The organism is Bacillus sp. mrc49 (genome assembly GCF_002803435.1).
Genome location: NZ_PHNG01000557.1, coordinates 1 through 5612 on the forward strand (window position 1 = coordinate 1; position 5612 = coordinate 5612).

At 43.7% G+C, this 5612-nt stretch carries 5 protein-coding genes; 2 read left to right on the forward strand and 3 right to left on the reverse strand.

What is annotated here, in order from left to right; translation table 11 throughout:
• Positions 1–793: class F sortase (locus tag CVN76_RS05690; protein ID WP_100530579.1), on the reverse strand; the 793-nt coding region annotated here is incomplete at its 3' end.
• Positions 794–891: 98 nt separating this feature from the next.
• Positions 892–2238 (reverse strand): copper amine oxidase, encoded by a 1347-nt coding sequence (locus CVN76_RS05695; protein WP_100530580.1) that lies wholly within the window; start codon positions 2236–2238, stop codon positions 892–894.
• A 737-nt stretch (positions 2239–2975) separates the two neighbouring features.
• On the opposite strand from CVN76_RS05695, the gene CVN76_RS05705 reads away from it, so the two are divergent.
• Both CVN76_RS05705 and CVN76_RS05710 read left to right on the forward strand, forming a co-directional pair.
• Positions 2976–3731, forward strand: coding sequence for a threonine/serine exporter family protein (locus CVN76_RS05705; protein ID WP_100530583.1), 756 nt, complete (start codon positions 2976–2978; stop codon positions 3729–3731).
• 19 nt (positions 3732–3750) lie between these two features.
• Positions 3751–4197 carry a threonine/serine exporter family protein gene (locus CVN76_RS05710; protein ID WP_100530582.1) on the forward strand — a complete coding sequence of 149 codons (447 nt, stop codon included), beginning with the start codon at positions 3751–3753 and terminating at the stop codon, positions 4195–4197.
• Between the two features lie 64 nt (positions 4198–4261).
• On the opposite strand, the gene CVN76_RS05715 is transcribed toward CVN76_RS05710, so the two are convergent.
• A partial coding sequence (locus CVN76_RS05715) for a solute symporter family protein (protein ID WP_100530584.1) occupies positions 4262–5612 on the reverse strand: 1351 nt, incomplete at its 5' end.

The following is a 5612-nucleotide window of genomic DNA, read 5'->3' on the forward strand; positions in this document are numbered from 1 at the left end:
GGTAGCCAATAATATTTCCTTCTCGTACGGCATACCAGGATAACAAATCACCGCTTATTTTTACATTCGTTGGCGCATCTGGCAGCTTCGCTTCATTTTCAAGCTGCATCGCTTGTTCTTCCTTTAATTCTGCATATACGACCAATCGTTCTTGATGCGTGCCTTTTGATCGGTCGAAGGTGCCTGTGCAAGTAATTAAGTTCAAATGGCGCCCTTTGCTATATCCGAAGATTTCGTTAAGAGGGGCTTTGTCTCGTGGGTAGCTTTGTTTCTTTTTCACCACAAATGTGAGTTTTGTTCCTTGTTTGTCCTTAACCGTAATTTCATCCCCTCTATCGAGGTCTTTCAAATGATAAAAAATGGCGGGTCCTGTCTTGCTGTCTACATGCCCTGCCAATACTGCATTCCCTTTCACCCCTGGTTTTGAACCAGGTTCAAACCAAGCGACACCGTCTTCAGTGGAAGGGGCATCCATTTGTCCTGTTTCCAATAAACCGACTTGCTCGATTGAAGCATTCACATCAATGGAAGGAATGGCTATATCTGTTGGGGTAATGCCAGTGAATTTTTTATTGAGCGGTTTCTTTTCTGTCTTATGCTCCTTTAATACCGTGAATTCTTCTGCAAGTGTGATGCGGTTTTTTAAATTTTCCTTTTGTATTTCTTTAACTTGTTTCATATCCTGCTCTTGCGTTTCTGATGCTTGAACCATTAATTGTTTCACATAAATCGTTCCACTTACTAGAATAATGGCTATTAAGATAAAACAAGCGAAATGAATTAGTTTATTCATATCATGACCTCATTTCAATCACTCAATTTGAAAAAAAAAAGAGAGATTACACTCTCTTTTTTTCATTATTATATAGGGTAAGGAAAATTTGGTATTTATTATTTAGACAGTTTTCTTTTACGTACGACCACTACTGCCATTAATGCTGCTAATGACCCTAACGCTGTCCAAATGACCGTTAGTGGGTTCGTTGTTTGTTCGGAAGCACCGCCCATGCCCGTTTTAGGCATATCGGATGGCATCGCCGTTCCGGCAAACTTGTCTGGGTTTTGCTTCACAATCGCATCCCCAAGCGCTTGACCGACACCAAACATTAATTTGTACCCTTCACGGTATGTGTCATAGCTTCCAGCATAGTCGCCCGCTACGTATTGTTCAAACGTTTTGATGACAGTATCTTCATGTGCTTTAACCGCTTCTTGAGCTGCCTCCGTTGGCAGATTCTCTCCTGTTGCACTACCTAGGAATGTACCAAACTCTTGTGCAAACTTATGGAGCTTATCTTTTGCAGCCTGTTCGCCTGCTTTATCGTCTTTTATTTGTGCACTTACGAATTCAGCTTGTGCATTGATGTGATCTCCCTGCCAAATTTTTTCGAATTGGGCGGCACCTTCATCACCATATACTGAACCGATCGCTGCTTTGAAATCAGCTGTATTGGCATTTTCAGACCATCCAATATAGTCATAGTCCTTTGCACCTTCGAAGCCTTTTTGCATGCCCATTGTTGCTAAAGCAAAGTGTTCAGCTGCCAAACTATTCAATGTAGAACGTAAATCAGCGGCAGGTGTGTCCGCTTTTGAATTTTCAAATTTATCCGGCATTTGCGCTACAATGGAAGTGGATAACGCTTTACTGATGTCGAACATATGTTGGAAGCCTTCACGATATGTTTTGGCAGCACCTTCATAATCGCCTTCTACGTAGTCTTCAAATGTTTCTTTTACTTGGTCTTCATGCATGCGAAGCGCTTCTTTGGCAGCAGCTTCAGGTAGTTTACCTTCAGTCGCTGTACTTAAAAACTTGGCAAATTCGTTTACGAACTGTTCAACTTCTTTATCTACTTCAGCCATGGCAGCTTCATCATTATCCTTTGTCGCTTTCACAAAATCATCTGTATAGTTGTTATGCTCCCGGAAGATTCTCTCAAATTCAGCTGCGCCTTTCTCTCCATAAATGGAGGCAATGGCCGGTTCCATATCGACTGCATTTTGATCCAGTGCCTTGAATGCTTCGTCTGCATCTTTAGAGCCCTCGTAAGCCGTTGTCATTGCTGCTACTGCTAATGTAAAGTGTTCAGATAATAAGTAGTCCAGGTCAGCCCGTAAATCGGCTGCCGGTGTCACCGCCGTTGGCTTCATTTCTGCAGCACTTACGTTAGCCATCGTTGGCATTAGTAGTGAAGCACCTAATACAGGAATAATAAATTTTTTACTCAATCTCATTTTATCCACTCTCCTCATTCATAATGTTTCACTCCGTTTTTCTTTACACCTAATAAACGGGGAGAGGGATGGGTTTGGATCACTATTTTTAAAAATAAATTTTTATTTTCTATTTTCTTGGTCTAAAGAACAGGTTTTTTCACCTGTTATAAGGAGGAGAAAGGGGAGGATTCAGTCCGCCGCATTAATGAAAACCGTACTATTCCTTATCTCTAATTTCTTCTAAGATCTCTATTACACGGATATTTTGTTTTTCTATATTCTTTAATCTTTTTTCAATGATATTTGAAGAAAAAAATACGATGAGTATAAGAGCCATTCCAATTAGAATTTGAAATCGAAGCCAATACTTGAAGGATATGTATATACTTACTGTATAAAAGGTTATCACTTTCAAAAAATCTTGATTAACAAGTAAAAAAAGGAGAAATTATAGTATTAAATAGATGGGATACGGAAAATAAGTCCATTTAACCCCATCTTTATATCACCATAATTATTCAAACGGAATCTTTGTAAGAGATATTTGTTTCCCTTGCTCCTGGAAGCTCTCGATTTCAGCAATTTAAGTGGTTTCAGCATGCAATAAAGGGAATACTGGAACTAATGCAAGTCCTGCATGAACATTTTTATATCCTTTTCACGGGAATTGGGCTATTATGAGGTGGATTTAAGCTGGTAAGTTCGTGATTCTTAGAATGAGAGAAACTTACAGGGAAAGTGATGGAGAGGATAAAATGGATGAACAGTTGCCATACAATGAAATTATAGATGTTTGTTTACTTGCGGGGAAAATCATGCTCCAGAACGGAGCGGAAACCTCACGTGTGGAAGATACGATGGTCAGGATTGCTGCAGCGTTTGGATGTGCGGATTCACACAGCTTCTCGACCCCTACGGGAATCATTTTTTCCTTGGATGGCATGCACCCGGCTTCCAAATTGATCCGGGTTTCCACGCGATCTACGGATTTACACAAGGTAACCTTGGTCAATAGCATTTCCCGGAGCATTTCGAGCAAGGAAATGACACCAGCGGAGGCTTTTTCACGGTTAAAGGAAATTGAAAGGGCGGGAATGGGTTATCCCCTCTGGGGCCAGATCTTTGCTGCCTTCATAGCGAGCGGATGTTTCTTGATCATGTTCCAAGGACAATGGAATGACTTCATCTGGTCCTGTATAGCGGGTGGCATGGGCTTTTCCTGTCTGCTTTATTTACATAGGTTACTGGAGGTTCGTTTTTTCGCTGAATTCATTGCCTCATTAGTGGTGGGATTGGCGGCCATATTCTTTGTGTACATTGGCGTAGGAAGTCACTTGGATACGATCATCATTGGTGCGGTGATGCCGCTTGTTCCAGGGCTGTTAATTACGAATGCAGCCAGGGATTTAATCGCAGGCCATTTAGTTTCGGGTCTATCCAAGGGAGCTGACGCAGGTTTGACTGCTTTAGCGATCGGGGCAGGAATATCGGCTGCGTTTGTTTTCTTATGAGTTTTGGGGAGGAGAAAGGATGTTAGCACAGCTTATAACAAGTTTCATTGCCTCTGCCGCCTTCGGAGTCATCTTTAATGTACCGAAAAGTTCATTGTTCCAGTGTGGCTGTGTAGGGATGATCGGATGGATCTTATATTATTTCTTGGTTGAAAATGAGATAGACAGCATTATAGCCACTCTTGCCTCTGCCTTTGTCGTAGCGGTCATCAGTCAGTATTTTGCTAAAAGGTTTAAAACACCGATCACGATATTCAATGTATCGGGAATCATTCCCCTCGTGCCGGGCGGCCTGTCTTATAATGCCATGAAGCATTTTGTCGTGAATGACTTTTATGTAGCGGTTCAAATGGCGGCCAAGGTTTTCATGCTGGCGGGTGCCATAGCGATGGGATTGATCTTTGCGGAAGTGATGAACCAACTGGTAATCAAGTACAATAGAAGAAAGATGAGATTAAGAAGTTAGGCAAAAAAGAGAAAGGAGAGTTGAGCTCCTTTCTCTTTTTAATATTTTAAAATAAGATTCGCACTTACAGATCTTTCATTCCCGTGTTGGCCGTCACCAGGATCTCGTCATATTTTTTGGCATCGGCTTTCTTGCTTGACAGCAATGTTCCGGCGATGGCGGCGATGAAGCCGATCGGAATCGAAACGATGCCTGGATTGGCAAGCGGGAATACGGGGTCGCCTACGAATATGGCGGCTCCCTCGATGGGTGACCAGACATTGGGGCTAAGGAAAACAAGAATCAAAGAACTGGCCAGCCCGACGACCATCCCCGTAACAGCCCCGGCGGTGTTAAAGCGTTTCCAGAATACCGTGAAGATGATGATGGGCAGGTTGGCACTGGCAGCCACTGCAAAGGCAAGGGATACAAGGAAAGCGACATTCATGTTTTGGGCAAACAAGGCAAGGATGATGGAAAGGACCGACACTCCGATTGATGCCCAGCGAGCCGCAACGACTTGTTCTTTGTCGGTGGCCTGGCCTTTGCGAATGATATGGCCATAAAAATCATGGGCAAAGGCAGAGGCAGCCGATAGAACGAGTCCGGCCACAACCGCCAAGATGGTAGCGAAGGCAACTGCAGACACGAAGGCGAACAGGAAGTCACCGCCGATGGCATCGGCAAGCAGCGGAGCCGCCATATTGCCGGCAGCATTCGCCGCGATGATTTTGTCATAACCAACAAAGGCCGCGGCTCCAAATCCAAGGAAAATGGTCATGATATAAAAGATTCCGATGATCCATGTGGCATAAACGACGGACTTCCTGGCAGTGATGGCGTCTTTTACCGTAAAGAATCGGATGAGAATGTGAGGCAGTCCCGCTGTCCCGAGGACGAGAGCCAAATTAAGGGAAAGGGTATCCAATGGATCCTTGAATTTATTCCCCGGATTGAGGAAATCGCCCCCTAAAGGGGTTGCTGTTTTCATTTGCTTGAACATCTCGATCACACTAAAGTCGAATTTGGCCAACACGATCAGCGAGATGATGAACGTACCTGCCATCAATAATACGGCTTTTACGATCTGGACCCAGCTGGTGGCCGTCATCCCGCCGAATACTACATAAACGGTCATTAAAATGCCTACGATGATAACGGAGTACAGATAATCGATTCCAAGTAAGAGTTTTATAAGGGCACCTGCACCGACAAGTTGGGCGATCATATAAAAAGTGGATATGGATATGGTGTTAAGGGCAGCGACCCCGCGCACCTTCTTTTCATTGAAGCGGGCAGCAATCATGTCCGCCAGCGTATATTTCCCAAGGTTACGCAACGGTTCGGCCACGATATAAAGAACGACCAGGTAAGCGACAAGAAATCCTATGCTGTAGAAAAAACCATCAAACCCGGACAGTGCGACCATCCCCGCG

Bases quoted from the DNA above. Each gene is read 5' to 3' on its own strand.
- CVN76_RS05695 (WP_100530580.1), bottom strand. From the start codon at position 2,238: ATGAGATTGAGTAAAAAATTTATTATTCCTGTATTAGGTGCTTCACTA.
- CVN76_RS05705 (WP_100530583.1), top strand. From the start codon at position 2,976: ATGGATGAACAGTTGCCATACAATGAAATTATAGATGTTTGTTTACTT.
- CVN76_RS05710 (WP_100530582.1), top strand. From the start codon at position 3,751: ATGTTAGCACAGCTTATAACAAGTTTCATTGCCTCTGCCGCCTTCGGA.